The 14,484-nt window shown below is 50.9% G+C and carries 14 protein-coding genes; 10 read left to right on the top strand and 4 right to left on the bottom strand.

Features of this window, described 5'->3' with window-relative positions; all coding sequences use genetic code 11:
• Nucleotides 1-12: 12 nt before the first annotated feature.
• The 4 genes from ACW44H_RS12790 to coq7 are packed head-to-tail and all read left to right on the top strand — an operon-like array spanning nt 13 to nt 2,391.
• Complete coding sequence (locus tag ACW44H_RS12790; protein ID WP_113270056.1) at nt 13-453, top strand: acyl-CoA thioesterase; 441 nt, start codon at nt 13-15, stop codon at nt 451-453.
• On the top strand, nt 453-1,325 hold the full coding sequence (locus ACW44H_RS12785) for a phosphoribulokinase (protein WP_008959627.1): 873 nt from the start codon (nt 453-455) through the stop codon (nt 1,323-1,325). Before ACW44H_RS12790 ends, ACW44H_RS12785 begins: the two co-directional genes overlap by 1 nt.
• Before the next feature lie 43 nt (nt 1,326-1,368).
• Nucleotides 1,369-1,710, top strand: a complete 342-nt coding sequence (locus ACW44H_RS12780) for a histidine triad nucleotide-binding protein (protein WP_113270057.1) — start codon at nt 1,369-1,371, stop codon at nt 1,708-1,710.
• A gap of 39 nt (nt 1,711-1,749) precedes the next feature.
• Complete coding sequence (coq7, locus tag ACW44H_RS12775) at nt 1,750-2,391, top strand: 2-polyprenyl-3-methyl-6-methoxy-1,4-benzoquinone monooxygenase (protein WP_457504872.1); 642 nt, start codon at nt 1,750-1,752, stop codon at nt 2,389-2,391.
• Nucleotides 2,392-2,509: 118 nt separating this feature from the next.
• Here the strand turns inward: coq7 and ettA are convergent, their stop codons facing one another.
• From ettA to ACW44H_RS12755, 4 genes are all read right to left on the bottom strand, one after another.
• Nucleotides 2,510-4,171 carry an energy-dependent translational throttle protein EttA gene (ettA, locus tag ACW44H_RS12770; protein ID WP_447046109.1) on the bottom strand — a complete coding sequence of 554 codons (1,662 nt, stop codon included), beginning with the start codon at nt 4,169-4,171 and terminating at the stop codon, nt 2,510-2,512.
• Between the two features lie 153 nt (nt 4,172-4,324).
• The gene (locus tag ACW44H_RS12765; protein ID WP_447046108.1) at nt 4,325-4,537 is read right to left on the bottom strand and encodes a PA3496 family putative envelope integrity protein; all 213 of its coding nucleotides are present in this window, start codon (nt 4,535-4,537) and stop codon (nt 4,325-4,327) included.
• Nucleotides 4,538-4,737: 200 nt separating this feature from the next.
• Complete coding sequence (locus ACW44H_RS12760) at nt 4,738-5,160, bottom strand: PAS domain S-box protein (protein ID WP_457504870.1); 423 nt, start codon at nt 5,158-5,160, stop codon at nt 4,738-4,740.
• Between the two features lie 238 nt (nt 5,161-5,398).
• Complete coding sequence (locus ACW44H_RS12755; RefSeq protein WP_457504868.1) at nt 5,399-6,712, bottom strand: MFS transporter; 1,314 nt, start codon at nt 6,710-6,712, stop codon at nt 5,399-5,401.
• A 111-nt stretch (nt 6,713-6,823) separates the two neighbouring features.
• Here ACW44H_RS12755 and ACW44H_RS12750 point away from each other — a divergent pair, with 111 nt between their 5' ends.
• The 6 genes from ACW44H_RS12750 (at nt 6,824) to ACW44H_RS12725 (ending at nt 14,413) form a co-directional block, all read left to right on the top strand.
• On the top strand, nt 6,824-7,093 hold the full coding sequence (locus tag ACW44H_RS12750; protein ID WP_113270062.1) for a SelT/SelW/SelH family protein: 270 nt from the start codon (nt 6,824-6,826) through the stop codon (nt 7,091-7,093).
• Entirely contained in the window at nt 7,090-7,962 is an 873-nt protein-coding gene (locus ACW44H_RS12745; RefSeq protein WP_457504866.1) for a DMT family transporter, read from the top strand. Before ACW44H_RS12750 ends, ACW44H_RS12745 begins: the two co-directional genes overlap by 4 nt.
• 254 nt (nt 7,963-8,216) lie before the next feature.
• Nucleotides 8,217-10,073 carry a TolC family outer membrane protein gene (locus ACW44H_RS12740; protein WP_457504865.1) on the top strand — a complete coding sequence of 619 codons (1,857 nt, stop codon included), beginning with the start codon at nt 8,217-8,219 and terminating at the stop codon, nt 10,071-10,073.
• A 115-nt stretch (nt 10,074-10,188) separates the two neighbouring features.
• Nucleotides 10,189-12,360 carry a type I secretion system permease/ATPase gene (locus ACW44H_RS12735; RefSeq protein ID WP_457504863.1) on the top strand — a complete coding sequence of 724 codons (2,172 nt, stop codon included), beginning with the start codon at nt 10,189-10,191 and terminating at the stop codon, nt 12,358-12,360.
• Nucleotides 12,360-13,787, top strand: coding sequence for an HlyD family type I secretion periplasmic adaptor subunit (locus ACW44H_RS12730; RefSeq protein WP_457504861.1), 1,428 nt, complete (start codon nt 12,360-12,362; stop codon nt 13,785-13,787). The genes ACW44H_RS12735 and ACW44H_RS12730 overlap by 1 nt, the downstream gene beginning before the upstream one ends.
• Nucleotides 13,787-14,413, top strand: a complete 627-nt coding sequence (locus ACW44H_RS12725) for a response regulator transcription factor (protein ID WP_457504859.1) — start codon at nt 13,787-13,789, stop codon at nt 14,411-14,413. The genes ACW44H_RS12730 and ACW44H_RS12725 overlap by 1 nt, the downstream gene beginning before the upstream one ends.
• Nucleotides 14,414-14,484: the final 71 nt, after the last annotated feature.

The following is a 14,484-nucleotide window of genomic DNA, read 5'->3' as shown; positions in this document are numbered from 1 at the left end:
GAGGAAACAGACATGGAGCGTGTCACGCTGGACTTTCCCGCGGAAGCGGTTATTCATCGGCATCCTTTGACAGTGCGGGTAACCGATATGAATTACGGGCGCCACTTGGGGCATGATGCACTGGTATCTTTGCTGCATGAGGCGCGAATTCAAGCCTTTGCAGCGCTGGATCTGCCCGAGTGGGATATGCATGGATATCCTTCGGTTGTCGCTGATCTCGCGGTACAGTATCAACATGAAGCACGCTGGCCTGACGCATTAATGATTGCGACTGCCGTGCCTGAGCCACAGGGTAAAGCGTTGACGATTTACCAGCGTATTTACCAAGTCGATTCTCAGCAGATAGTGGCAACAGCACGGGTCAACCAACTGCTGGTCGATTTAGCCACTGGGCGTCCGGTTGAAGTGCCTGAACAGGTTAAACAAGCGCTTGCCCACGCGAGGAATGGCTGATGTCGCGGGAGTATCCGATTATTGCGGTGACTGGCTCTTCAGGTGCGGGTACTACCACCGTTCGGCGCAGCTTTGAGCGGATGTTTCTGCGTGAAGATGTGCATGCTGCGGTGGTTGATGGCGATGCCTTTCACCGCTACACCCGCGATGATTTGCACCGTATCTTCCGTGAAGAACCTGAGCGAAAAGATGAGCTTTCTCATTTTGCGGTTGAAGCTAACTTGCTGGATCGTCTGGAAGGGCTGTTCAGCGAGTATGGCGAACATGGTTCGGGTACTTTTCGGCATTATATTCACGCCGAAGATAAGCAGAAAATTGAAGCGGGCTACCGTGTAGGCACTTTCACCGAATGGCAATCACTGCCCTGTGGAACAGACTTGCTATTTTATGAAGGCTTGCACGGTGGACTGGTCACTGAAGAGTACGATATTGCTCGTCATGTGGATCTGTTGGTAGGCGTCGCACCGACCATGAATCTAGAGTGGATTCAAAAAATTGACCGTGACACCAAGCTACGTGGCTATTCACAAGAAGCCGTCATTGACACTATCTTGGGCCGGATGGACGACTACGTGCGCTATATTCAACCGCAGTTTTCGCGTACCCACATTAATTTTCAGCGTGTACCTACCGTCGATACTTCTAACCCCTTTGAAGTGCAAGATATTCCTACTGACGCAGAGTCGTTCGTGGTCATCCGATTCCGAGACCCCTCCACTGTTGATTTCCCTTGGCTGCTGGCGATGATTAAAGACTCGTTTATGACCCGCCCGCATACATTGGTGGTACCTGGCGCCAGGATGTCGCTGGCAATGGAGCTAATACTCGCTCCCTTGGTTAGGCATCTACTGGCGCAGCGTCGCTTCCGTTAATCGTGACGGCCAGCATTGCTTGTAAGCCGTTAAGGAGAGTTATATGGATTGCCTGTTTTGCAAAATCATTAAGCGTGAAATTCCTGCTGATATCGTTTATGAAGATGACCACGTGTTGGCATTTAACGATATTGGTCCCCAAGCGCCAACGCATCAGTTGATCATTCCTAAAAAGCATATCGCGACGCTCAATGATATCGATGAAACCGACATCACCACGGTAGGGCGGCTACAGTTTACCGCTGCCAAGCTTGCCCGTGAGCAAGGCTTTGCTGAAGATGGCTATCGCTTGGTGATGAATTGCAACGAAATGGGCGGGCAAACGGTCTACCATATCCACATGCATTTAATGGGTGGGCGCGCCTTTACATGGCCCGCAGGTTGAGCAAAGCAACCCGCTATCGTCAAACAATGGAGTGTTGCCATGGATCGTCACCAGAGTCGTTCAGATCGTATTATTCATCAGTTTGATACCCTTTTACGTACGCTAATGCCGCATGCTGCCTCTTCGCAACGCACTAATCCTGCTGAAGGTGTGATCGATGGAGCGCTTGATGATCAAGAGCGCCGCCATGCAGCGGGTATAATGCGCATTAATCATTCCGGTGAAGTGTGTCTCCAAGCGCTGTACCAAGGGCAGGGGATGACGGCGAAGCTCCCTCATGCGCGTAGGCAGATGGAGCAGTCAGCGTTGGAGGAAACCGATCATCAGGCATGGTGTGACGAGCGTCTGGAGCAGTTGCACAGCCGCGCCAGTTATTTAAACCCATTCTTTTATGTAGCTTCATTTGGCATCGGGGCCGCGACGGGGGCAGTAAGCGATCGCGTTAGCTTAGGTTTCGTAGCAGCGACCGAAGAACAGTCTGTGAAGCAACTTGATGCACACCAAAAGTCGCTTCCCTTAGGCGACAATCGCTCACGTGCCATACTGCGTCAAATAGCGGTTGATGAAGCGCATCACGCGCATCTTGCCTCAGAGTCGGGAGGCGTACGCTTTCCAGCGCCGGTGAAATGGGGAATGCGTCTTGCCTCGAAAGCAATCACTAAAAGCGTTTATCACTTATAAAACACATTCACGACGTAGCTGATGAATGTAGCGTTGCTACAGCGCCATCGCAAACGAAAAAGGCCCCGCTAAGCGGGGCCTTGTACTCTCAACATCTATTGCAGATAGAAACGAATTATTAGGCATCAATACGTTTGTACTTCATGCGCTTAGGTGTATCGGTACCGACCCGCTTTTTATGGTCTTCTTCGTACTCTGCGTAGTTGCCCTCAAATAGCACCACTTCTGAATCACCTTCGAAGGCCATAATATGCGTAGCAATACGGTCCAGGAACCAACGATCGTGAGAGATCACCATGGCGCAGCCAGGGAAGGCCAGTAGTGCGTCTTCCAGTGCCCGCAGGGTTTCAATATCCAAGTCGTTAGAGGGCTCATCAAGAAGCAAAACGTTAGCGCCTTGTTTGAGCGTTTGGGCGAGTTGTAAGCGGCCGCGCTCACCACCGGAAAGCTCCGATAAGCGCTTCTGCTGGTCGTTGCCCTTAAAATTAAAGCGACCCACATAGGCACGAGAAGAGACTTCGTAGCCATTAATGTTGAGGATGTCCTGACCATCGGAGACGGCCTCCCAGACGGTCTGCTTATCGTCCAAGTTGTCGCGAAGCTGCTCAACGTAGGCGATATCGACAGTCTCACCAATCACCACCTCGCCAGCATCCGGTTGCTGTTTGCCGGTAATAAGCTGGAACATGGTCGATTTGCCTGCCCCGTTGCCGCCCACAATACCGACAATGGCGCCGGGAGGAATCGTGAAAGACAAATCCTGATAAAGCAGTTTGTCATCGAATCGTTTGGTGACGTTATGAAACTCAATGACCTTGTCCCCGAGCCGTGGGCCAGGCGGAATATAAATCTCATTGGTTTCATTACGCTTTTGGAAGTCGCCGGACTGCATCTCTTCAAAGCGATTCAAACGGGCCTTGCTTTTCGCCTGGCGGCCTTTGGCATTACTACGTACCCACTCAAGCTCATGCCTAATGGCTTTCTGGCGCGAGGCTTCCTGCTTGGCTTCTTGATTCAAGCGCTGGTCTTTTTGCTCAAGCCACTGGGAGTAGTTGCCTTCAAACGGTATGCCTTGGCCACGGTCTAGCTCAAGAATCCAGCCAGCCACGTTATCCAGGAAGTAGCGGTCGTGGGTGATGGCCACTACCGTGCCGTTGTAGTCATGCAAGAAGCGCTCAAGCCAAGCCACCGATTCTGCGTCAAGGTGGTTGGTAGGCTCATCCAGCAGCAGCATATCCGGGCTAGAGAGCAGCAAGCGGCAAAGCGCGACACGGCGGCGCTCGCCACCTGACAAATTACCTACTTTGGCATCCCAAGGGGGGAGGCGGAGCGCTTCGGCAGCCACGTCCAGCTTGCGCTCAAGGTTATGCGCATCGGCCGCTTCGATAATATTTTCCAACCGTGCCTGTTCGCTCGCTAGGGCATCGAAGTCGGCGTCTGGTTCTGCATAGGCTGCGTACACTGCATCTAATTTTTCTTGCGCTTCTTTAATCGCCCCTAGCGCTTCTTCCACGGTGTCGCGGACGTTTTTCTCATCGTCCAGCTCCGGCTCCTGGGGAAGGTAGCCAATGTTGATGCCAGGCATCGGACGAGCTTCACCTTCAAACTCTTTATCGACACCGGCCATAATGCGCAGCAGTGTGGATTTACCCGAACCGTTAAGACCCAATACGCCAATTTTGGCGCCAGGAAAAAACGATAGCGAAATATCCTTGAGAATTTGCTTTTTGGGAGGCACTACTTTGCCAACCCGATTCATGGTGAAAACGTATTGCGCCATGGAGATCCGTTAGGTTGTTGAAAGGAATAAAGTGACAGCAGCAAACTACTGGTTAAGGAGTGATGATAGTGGTCTGGGCCAGGAAAGGCTAGGTTGCTTGCTAGTTGGCAGGCTGGGCCCTCTCATTATTGAGAAGGCCGCACCGTTCTAGACTTACTCTTCTTCGTCCCAGTCATCTTCAATGGCGCGCTGTAATCGGCGTTCTTCTAACCACGCTTCCACTTGGCGACGCGCGCGCAAACTGTCCGCTTTACTTGGTTTACTTTTACCGTAGTGGTCATCATTGACGGCATCTAAGCTTTCGAACTCTTCGGTGTCGAGTGCTTCATTAGTAAACGTGTCACGACTTAGGGGATCACGGCTCATGTGATGTCCTCCAACCCAGCCGGCGTGCCGGCGTAACAATGGCTTCACTTGTTTTCATATGCGAACCATTAAGCACATGCTTTCTATAAAGTGAAGCGCCTAGCGCATTTCGCGCGCCTTGCCGCTATATAACGCCAGTTGGGATGAAGTTCAAGCATTGATGGCTTTTTTTAGTGAGAAAGTTAATCTTTCGCCAATATCTAGTGGTTTTGTAGCTCCGCTAATGCAAGCTGCGCTTCTACGCGTTCAGTCACATCCTTTTGTACGCCAATGTAATACATTAGCTCATCAGCTTCGTCGTAGACCGGGGTAATGGATAGCTCATTCCAAAACATGGTGCCGTCTTTGCGATAATTACGCAGTACTTCACGTGAGGAGCGGCCATCGTTCAGTGCTTCACGAATTGAGATTAGCGCATCCTGATCACGATCTTCGTTTTGTAAAAAACGGCAGTCGCGATACAGTATTTCATCCGCACTATAGCCCGTTAAGCGCTCAAACCCTTTGTTAACGTAGATGAGGATATTTTCATCCCCTTCTCGTTCGGCAACAACAATACCGTCATCCGACGCGTCAACAATACGTTCGAGCAACTCTGGGCTAATCAAGGGAGATCGTTTCATCAAGGGGGTCCTGTAGTAGCTCCAGTCCTTTCAGCCGTTCAAGGTGGTTTTTTTGTCCATAAACTGGCTGAATTTCTAATCACTTATTATAAGTAGAATAATAAAAGTGTTCATACATTACTTTTATTTGGGCCTATCATGGCGAGCGTTGTCACGCATTGCAATCATGAACATTATCCTAACGTTGATAGCGCTTTCTAATGAGGGCTTGCGTTTTATCAAGATTGGCGGTGCTGCTTCACTCTACTTCGGGTAATCGGTGCGCGCTTAGTATTGCCCCAACCGCGGTAGTGGCAAGAATTATTAGCAATACAGTACTGCCAAACCATTGAGCAAGGGCACCAATAATGCCACCTACGAGCAGCATTAATAGGCCTGTAAGGGTGTTAGAGAGAGCAACATAAAGCGCGCGATTATCTTGGCCTGCCATGTCAACTAGGTAAGTTTTACGTCCTAGGCGTACGCCATGGTGAATAATGACCAATAACGCGTATACCACAGCATAAGGCCAAATGCTTTGCGCCCATCCGCCGGGTAACCAGGCTAAGCTGGCGCCCAGTAAACAGCAAATAGCGGTACCGATCGCTGCATCACGCATGACGCCTCGGCTCGACTGATCCGCGCGTTTCCCCCAAACGGGGCTTGCTACCATCGCGGCAAGTCCGGATACCACAATCAATATGCCTAAGCCGCTGAGGTCGGTACCGCTTTGGTCTTGCCCCAGCAGGGCGATGTACGGCAGGGCGAGCGCACTTGAGAGTAGCAACGCCCTGGCAAGATTAAAGTGTAAAAAAGTGCGGTCTTTTTTGAGTAACGATAAACCCTGTTTAAGGCTGCTCCAGCCGCTTTCTCCTCCTTCTATGGCGCCAGATGTCTCTTTAATGCGGGCTGCGGCCAAGGCATTCATTAACCAACCGCTAGCAGCAACCGCTAGTAATATAGCCACAATGTAGCCACTGGACTGGCTATCGAGCAGCATTAAAACAGCTCCTGCTGCGAGTGTGGCGCAACCGGCAATGCTGCCGCTCCAGCCCATTAACGTACCGCGGCGGCGCTTGGCAATTGTTTTGCCCAGTACGTCTTTCGTCGCGATAGACGATAAACCCCGAGCAAGGGACAGCAGAACTAGCGTCGCAAGAACTAACGCACCCCCCAAAGAGCCCGAGGCGACTAATGCAAGTACGGCAAGTGTTAGTGCCGCTAGCGCTTGGATCAATGCGCCGGCTACCCATACCCACTTGCGCTTAGGCTTTAAGCGGATAAAGCCAGCCACAAAAATTTGTGGAAGTAAGGCGCCTGCCTCACGGATGGGCACTAGCAGGCCTACCATCCATACCGGAGCGCCGATAATACCCATCAGCCATGGCAAAACTAAGCGTGCGCTAGACAGCTCGTCAGCCAGCTTATTGCCCAAAGACGCCCATAAGTGTAGGAAAAAGTTGCGCGGTTGTTCGTTACACGCACCTTCAGGTATGTCGGCGCACATGCGACTATCTTCATCGCCTGTTAACCATTCATACAGGCGAGATTGTGAAATGTTATGTTCGGCCATTGGAGGTCCTTGGCGGTTTCTATCTATTTCAAGCGCTATCTAACTCAGGCTATCTCTAAATGAGAGTATATCGTTTAAGGTTGCCATATTAACTTTTCTGGGAGTTCGTGGATGTCACGTATTCGAATCCGTTATTGCACTCAATGCCAGTGGCTTCTGCGTAGTGGTTGGTATGCACAAGAATTACTTTCAACCTTTGGCGAGGGCTTAAGCGAAGTCTCGCTGGCTCCCTCCCATGGCGGAACGTTCGAAATTTGGTTTGATGACGTCTTGTTATGGGAGCGTAAGCGGGATGGTGGTTTTCCCGATATCAAGCTTCTCAAACAACGTGTGCGGGACCAGCTAGAGCCAGGTCGAGATTTAGGGCATATCGACCGATGAGTCAGGACCGGCAAGCTATCCTCTATGGGTTAGGGGCTGTCGCGTTATGGTCGACCGTGGCGACAGCTTTTAAAGTGGCACTTGCTTGGATGAGTCCTTTGGAGCTGATGTGGCTCGCGGCGCTTGTTTCCTGGGTGTTGATGGGGGGGCTGGTCGTCAAGCAAGGCAATATAGCCACAGCGCTTCGCACCGGCTGGAAAACCGCTGCGTGGGCGGGGTTGATGAACCCAGTGGCCTATTACTTGGTGTTGTTCGCCGCCTATGACCGCCTACCAGGACAGGAGGCAATGGCGCTAAATTATACCTGGGCCTTAGCGATGGCGTTCTTAGCTGTGCCTTTGCTTGGGCAGCGATTGACGCGCATGGATGTTATGGCTGGGCTGGTGGCCTATGCCGGCGTATGGGTCATCGCGACGCGGGGCTCGGTATTTGATGTCTCTTTCGCCGACCCGTTTGGGATAGTGATGGCCTTAGCCTCTACGTTGCTATGGGCTCTTTACTGGCTGCTCAATGCGCGTGACCCACGCCCACCGCTCGTAGGCCAATGGCAAAATTTCAGCGTAGGCTTGCCCGTGTTGACGGTTTTGTTACTGCTCGGCCCAGGTGTGCAATGGCACGGTTGGCCAGCGTTTGGTGCAGGCATTTATGTCGGGCTGTTCGAGATGGGCGTGGCGTTTATTCTCTGGCAGCTGGCGGTACATAAAGTCTCACGCACTGCCAAAGTCTCTAATCTTATTTTCCTATCGCCCCCCGTGTCACTCATGCTGCTTTTTTTGGTAGTGGGAGAGCCTATTTTGCCTTCCACTCTGATTGGGTTGGTATTGATTTTACTAGGGCTGGGACTTCAGCAGCGTCAGCAATTGAACTGATTTTGGGGTGTTAGCTCTCCCAGCATTAGTTCAGTTTTTTTTTGTATTTTTTTGTGTTTTTGTATTACTCTAGGTGAGTAATAAGATTGTATTGAGCATACCTACTAGATATGCTTAGTAAAATGTGTCTATTTTAAATTATTGCTTCTGTAGATAAATGCTAGGCTTGGGGTGGTTAGCCATATAAAAAAGCATGGAGGCTAAACGCTTAGCTGGGTGACTAGAGAAGTGATATCAGCTTTAGGGAACATAAAATGAAGCACGCAGTAGCTACAAAAACACTTAAATTTAACTTTCGCTGTGTTTCTCTACCGCTAGTGGCGTTCACCCTGGCTCTAGGGCCGCTTTCTAGTGCGATAGCGCAAACGCTACCTCAAAGTCTTTATTCGCCTGGGAGTAGCGATTTACAAAGCGTTGTGCAGAAAGCCATTTCCACCAACCCTGAAGTCGAGGCAGCATGGCGACGCCTCAGTGCCGCAGAACACGATATTGGTGTAGCGCGCGGCAATTACTTGCCTAGTATTGATGCCACTGCAGGTGTGGGGCGAGAAGCTCAAGAAGGTGATGGGCGGGGTAGCTATGAGTCTGATTTTGCGGAACTCACGTTAACGCAAATGTTATTTGATGGTTTTGCAACCCGAAGCGAAGTTGAGCGGTTAGATCGTTCGAAGCTAGTGACTTATTACGAGCTCATTGGCGCTAGCGAGAATATTGCTCTTGAAGCCGCAGAGGCCTATTTAGATGTCGCGCGCCGTCGAGAGCTTGTGCGACTGGCTCAAGAAAATTACGCCAAGCATCAGGAAGTTTACCGCCAAATTGAAGAGCGCACCTTGTCAGGCGCGGGTCGTGGTGTTGATCTCGAACAAATCAGCGGCCGTTTAGCGTTGGCGGAATCAAATTTGATGACCGAAGCGACCAATCTGCATGACGTTACTGCGCGTTACATGCGTATTGTCGGCAATTTACCCGCACAAAATTTGATGGCCGCTCCCTCACTTGATGAAGAGTTACCGGCAAGTGTCAGTGAGGCAGTTAATCTTGCCTTTCAAGGCAATCCTGATTTTCACGCCGCGATTGAAAACATAAATGTTCAACGTGCTGAGCATGAAAGCTCGCGCGCTGCCTTTATGCCGCGCTTGGAAATCCAGGGAAGAACAGGCACCAATAATCAAGATGACGCGATTGCGGGACGCCGTGATGAAACCAGTATTCAGCTAGTGGCTAGCATGAATTTATACAATGGAGGCAGTGACCTAGCTGCCTACAGAGCTGCTAGCGATCGTATTGAAGAAGCCATTGATCAGCGGGAACTGGCTTGCACCAATGTCCGTCAGACAACACAGATTGCTTATAATGATGCTCAACGTCTTCGTGAACAGCTGAACTATTTAAATCAACATCGATTGTCAATTGACCGCGTTCGTGGCGCGTATCAGCAACAATTTGATATTGGTCAGCGTACTCTCTTGGATGTATTGGATAGCGAAAACGAATACTTCGAAGCCAGCCGCGCTTATACCAACGCTCAGTATGATATTACGCTCGCCGATGCAAGGACACTCGCAGCGACTGGCCAATTATTGCAAGCATTGGAAATTATGCGTGAAGACATGCCAAGCCTCGCTGAACTGGGTAATGACGGTGTGGAAATTACGCCCGATATCCTTTGCCCAGTCGCTGGTCCTGCCGGTTTTACCCTGGAAGACTTTACCGGCGGAGACTTTTCTGCCCCTGCGCCGACTAGAGCGCCGGATGTGACCCTTTCAACCGATGCGTTATTCCCCATTAATAGTGCTGAGCTGGGAACAGATACACGCGATGATCTTTCTCGCCTAGCAACGGAAATAAAAGATCGGGATGACCTCGCTCGCGTTTTTATCGCCGGCCATGCTGATATTACCGGAACAGATGAAATCAATGACCCGCTTTCTCAGCGTCGGGCTAATAGTGTCGCCCGCTTTCTCGTTGAGCAGGGTGTAGCGCAGAATCTAATACAAACAGAAGGGTATGGTTCTAAAAGGCCTGTTGCCTCAAACGATACTGTTGAAGGGCGAAAGCTGAACCGACGTGTTGAAATTACTTTAGAGCGGTTTGACGAGATAAATACGTAAATGATGTATTTGGCCTTAACCTGGTCTTGTAGAGTCTTGAAGCTGTTTGAGTAAGGGGATACGGCACATAGCGTTGTTAAAATGCTATGTGCCATTTTATTATAAGAGGTGAACTTTGTCAGAGCATGATCAAACGCTTTCTCGTAAGAAGACGCTGAGTTCCTCATTAAATAATGATGAACTGCTTCTTTGCTTACAGGCTGTGGCTAGGATTCACCAGCATGAGGCTTCCTCTGAATCATTAACGGCGGGGTTGCCGCTTGAAGATGGAAAGCTTACTCCCTCAGTTTTTGCCCGAGCGGCCGCCCGGGCGGGCATGACCGCTCGTATTGTTAAAAGTGGACTAGTCAATTTAAACCCCGAACTGTTTCCTGTGGTTGTCCTCCTTGAGCCAGGCCGTGCATGCATTGTTACTTCCATTGATATAAAGAAGGGTATTGCTAAAACCATCTTTCCCGAGCTCAATGAAGCCGAAGTCGAGGTTAGTCTTAGTGGGCTAGCGTCTAGCTATTCAGGAGAGGCTATATATGTTCGTCCACGCCTGCGGTTAGATAATAACCCCGAAACGAAGAAAAAGAAGGGTGGGCACTGGTTTTGGAGTGTCATTCAGGAGAATAGAAGACTTTACCGCGACATTCTTATTGGCTCAGTTGCTATTAATTTATTTGCCTTGGCGATGCCGCTATTCGTGCTCAATGTGTACGATCGGGTAGTGCCCAATCAGGCGACCGAAACGCTCTGGGTATTGGCGGGCGGTGTTTTTATAGTGCTCTGCTTTGATTTAGCACTGCGCTTAATGCGCAGTAGTTTTGTCGATTTAGCCGCTAGCCGAGCCGACGTGAAATTATCCTCTTCGATTATGGCTAAAACGTTGGGGCTGCGTTTAGAAGATCGTCCCGTATCAACAGGATCATTTACTTCGACCCTGCAGTCGTTTGAATCGATACGTGCGTTTATCGGTTCGGCTACCATCCTAGGCATCGTTGACCTGCCTTTTGTGCTGTTATTCGCTGCAATAATCGCCCTTATTAACCCTTGGCTGGTGCTGCCTGTTCTCGCTGGGATTTTGTTTGTCCTGCTCTATGCGTTGGCTGCACAGGGTAAGTTGCATGAGTTATCGCAAACTACCTGGGAAGTGGGCGCTCAGCGTAATGCCCTGCTTGTCGAGTCTGTTTCGCAGCTGGAAAATGTCAAAGCATTACGTGCCGAAAGCCGTATTCAACGCCATTGGGAAAAGGCCACTGCTTTTCTGTCGCGTACCAGTGCTCAATTGCGACTGGTGAGCACATCGGTTTCGAACGTGGCGCAATGGGCGCAGCACAGCGTGGCGGTCTGCGTCATTATTGTCGGTGTGTATCAAATTATTGAAGGCAACCTTTCTCAGGGCGGTCTTATTGCTGCTTATATGCTCTCCTCTCGAGCAATGGCGCCGATTAGCCAGGCGGCAGCGCTGTTGGCACAGTATCACCAATCGTCTACAGCGCTAGATTCACTTAATCAAGTGATGGATAAGCGTGTTGAACGCCATGAGGGGAAGGTCTATGTCGAAAAGCCAAGTGTTGCGGGTAGCCTTCTGCTAGAAAAGGTGACGTTCCGTTACCCCAATGAAGAGCGCGAGGCGCTGCGCGATGTCTCAATATCGATTAAAGCAGGGGAAAAGGTCGCGTTATTAGGCCGGATAGGCTGTGGTAAGTCTTCACTTAACAAGCTGGTGCTGGGCTTTTATCAGCCCACTGCAGGTGCGGTGTTACTCGACGGCATTGATATCCGGCAAATCGACCCTATTCAGCTGCGCCGTCATATTGGCTATGTACCTCAAGATGTCAGTCTTTTTTCAGGCTCATTGCGTGAGAACATTGTCGCGGGCGGCGGTAGTGAGCGTATCGATGATGAAGAGTTGCTCAAGGCACTCGATATTGCGGGCTTACAGTCGTTGGTTAATAGCCATCCTCATGGCGTCGACCTACAGGTAGGCGAGCGAGGCCAAGCACTATCGGGAGGCCAAAAGCAGTCCGTAGCGATTGCGCGAGCCTTGGTGCATGACCCAGCGATTTTGCTGTTGGATGAGCCGACAAGCTCTATGGATAACGCCAGTGAAGAGGCCTTTAAGACGAACCTCAGTAACGTGGCCCAAGGTAAAACGATGCTTGTGGTGACGCATCGTACTTCGCTGCTGTCGTTGGTGGATCGTATTATCGTGATGGATGCCGGCAAAGTAGTGGCGGATGGCCCTCGCGACACGGTAGTGGAAGCACTCCGGAAAGGTCAGATTGGGAGGGCATCCTAATGGCTCAAAAAAATGGGACTGCCGAACAGAAAGGCTTTGAGGCCATTGGCCGCTTTTCAGAGAAAGGTAAAAAGCCATTCCGACCGTTTATGGATCGCTTGTTTGCGCGCCGCGTTACTTCGGCGCATCTAAGTCGGGACTGGGCAAGCGACACTGATTGGGCGCGTTTGCAACAAGAGCCTATGCGAGCCCGCCTGTTTCTCTATGGCGTCTGCCTTGCTTTCCTCGCGGTTATCGTATGGGCTTGTTTCGCGCCAATAGACGAAGTCACTCGTGGCAGTGGCCGCGTTATCCCCGCTAGCCAGTTGCAAAGGATACAGTCCTTTGATGGCGGGGTTGTTAACCAGATTATGATCCGAGAAGGCCAAATGGTCGAAGCCGGTCAGGTGCTAATGCAAATAGACCCGACCCGGTTTGTCTCGGACTTCCGCGAAAATCGAGCACAGCGTTTTGCCCTGCAAGCAAAAGCGGAACGCTTACGCGCCCTAGTCACTGACTCATCTTTTGAGCCTAGTGAAGAGCTGCGCCAAGAAGTACCTTCAATCGTGATTCAAGAGCGAGAGGTATACGAGAGCCGTCGCGAAGAGCTGCGCGAACAAGAGAATGTGTTAAGAGATCGTATACGTCAGCGGCAAGAAGAATTAAGAGAAGCTGTTGCCAAGCGCGATACCGCTCAGCGTGAAGCTAATATGTCCAGCCAAGAGCTTAACTTGACGCGACCGCTGCTGGACTCAGGTGCTGTTTCAGAAGTTGAAGTGCTGCGTTTGCAGCGAGACTTGTCACGTGCCACTGGTGAACGCAACCAAGCCGATGCTGCTGTTTCACGGTTAGAAGCAGCGGTAGAAGAGTCGGAAGGCCAACTGCTCGAACTAGGGGCAGAGCGTCGGAGCGAATGGCGTAATGACCTTGCTGAAACGCTGGGGGACTTGAACGCGCTTCAACAATCCGGCACTGGTCTTCAGGATCGGGTGCGGTTAACCGAAATTCGTTCGCCGGTCGATGGTGTGGTGCAGCGCATCCATATCAGCACTATCGGTGGCGTTGCTCAGCCGGGGCAAGAGGTAGTCGATATCGTTCCCAGTGACGATCAGCTTTTGGTTGAGGCGCGGATTGCCCCTCAAGACATTGCTTTTTTACATCCCGGTCAGGCAGCCACCATCAAGCTGACGGCATACGACTATGCCATTTATGGAGGCCTTAAAGCCGAGTTGGATCACATTAGCGCCGATACCATCACCGATGATGAGGACAACACTTTTTATCTAGTGCGTGTTCGCAGTCTTGCCGAACAAAATGTAGCGGATTCACTTCAGGTTATTCCAGGCATGACCGCGCAAGTAGATATCATAACCGGTAAGCGAACAGTGATGCAGTTTCTGCTCAAGCCTATTCTGCGGGCATGGCGCGACTCGATGGGGGAACGATAATGGCTCATTGGTTTGTGACAATGGATGGCAGCCTCAAGGCACGTTGGCAAAAAGCTTTCCCCGAGGCACAGCCCTCAACGCCTGATTCGGTCGATCAACATGCTCGGTCTGGCGACTTAGTATGGATAGCGAGTTCAGTTGCTTCGTGGGTGCAACTGACTCAGCGCTTAGTGCCGATGGGTTTAACGGTTGTCATACTTAGTTATGCGCCTAATGATAAAGAGGCGCTAAAGTCGTTAGACTTGGGTGCGCGTGGTTATGTGCACACGCTAGCCTCGGTGAATATTCTCAAGCAAGTGGCTCTTGTGGTCACTAATCAAGGTGTGTGGGTAGGCCAGGAATTGCTTGCAAAAGTGATCGGCGGGACATTTAAGGCGTTAACACAGCGGGCCGAAGATACCACCGGTGTCAGTAGTGAGCATCTCACCCTGCTGACTGAGCGTGAACGCGGTGTAGCACTAGCGGTGGCACGCGGTGCGACGAATAAAGAAGTCGCTCGTCAGCTTGAAATTACCGAGCGTACTGTCAAAGCCCACTTAAGCGCTATTTTTAGAAAGTTAGCGGTACGCGACCGGCTGCAATTAATGCTCAAGCTCTCTTCGATGAAGGAGCCCGTTAGTCAATAAGCTAGGTATTGCGCTCTTGTCTTAGCATCTTCGAGCCCCTCCGACAGAGCGCACATTTATCCTTTTTTTGG

This window comes from Vreelandella sulfidaeris Esulfide1, from assembly GCF_054072535.1.
This window is presented reverse-complemented; position numbering and strand designations above follow the sequence as displayed.

Coding starts and splice junctions, on each gene's coding strand:
- ACW44H_RS12790 (WP_113270056.1), top strand. CDS start 13: ATGGAGCGTGTCACGCTGGACTTTCCCGCGGAAGCGGTTATTCATCGG.
- ACW44H_RS12785 (WP_008959627.1), top strand. CDS start 453: ATGTCGCGGGAGTATCCGATTATTGCGGTGACTGGCTCTTCAGGTGCG.
- ACW44H_RS12780 (WP_113270057.1), top strand. CDS start 1,369: ATGGATTGCCTGTTTTGCAAAATCATTAAGCGTGAAATTCCTGCTGAT.
- coq7 (WP_457504872.1), top strand. CDS start 1,750: ATGGATCGTCACCAGAGTCGTTCAGATCGTATTATTCATCAGTTTGAT.
- ettA (WP_447046109.1), bottom strand. CDS start 4,171: ATGGCGCAATACGTTTTCACCATGAATCGGGTTGGCAAAGTAGTGCCT.
- ACW44H_RS12765 (WP_447046108.1), bottom strand. CDS start 4,537: ATGAGCCGTGATCCCCTAAGTCGTGACACGTTTACTAATGAAGCACTC.
- ACW44H_RS12760 (WP_457504870.1), bottom strand. CDS start 5,160: ATGAAACGATCTCCCTTGATTAGCCCAGAGTTGCTCGAACGTATTGTT.
- ACW44H_RS12755 (WP_457504868.1), bottom strand. CDS start 6,712: ATGGCCGAACATAACATTTCACAATCTCGCCTGTATGAATGGTTAACA.
- ACW44H_RS12750 (WP_113270062.1), top strand. CDS start 6,824: ATGTCACGTATTCGAATCCGTTATTGCACTCAATGCCAGTGGCTTCTG.
- ACW44H_RS12745 (WP_457504866.1), top strand. CDS start 7,090: ATGAGTCAGGACCGGCAAGCTATCCTCTATGGGTTAGGGGCTGTCGCG.
- ACW44H_RS12740 (WP_457504865.1), top strand. CDS start 8,217: ATGAAGCACGCAGTAGCTACAAAAACACTTAAATTTAACTTTCGCTGT.
- ACW44H_RS12730 (WP_457504861.1), top strand. CDS start 12,360: ATGGCTCAAAAAAATGGGACTGCCGAACAGAAAGGCTTTGAGGCCATT.
- ACW44H_RS12725 (WP_457504859.1), top strand. CDS start 13,787: ATGGCTCATTGGTTTGTGACAATGGATGGCAGCCTCAAGGCACGTTGG.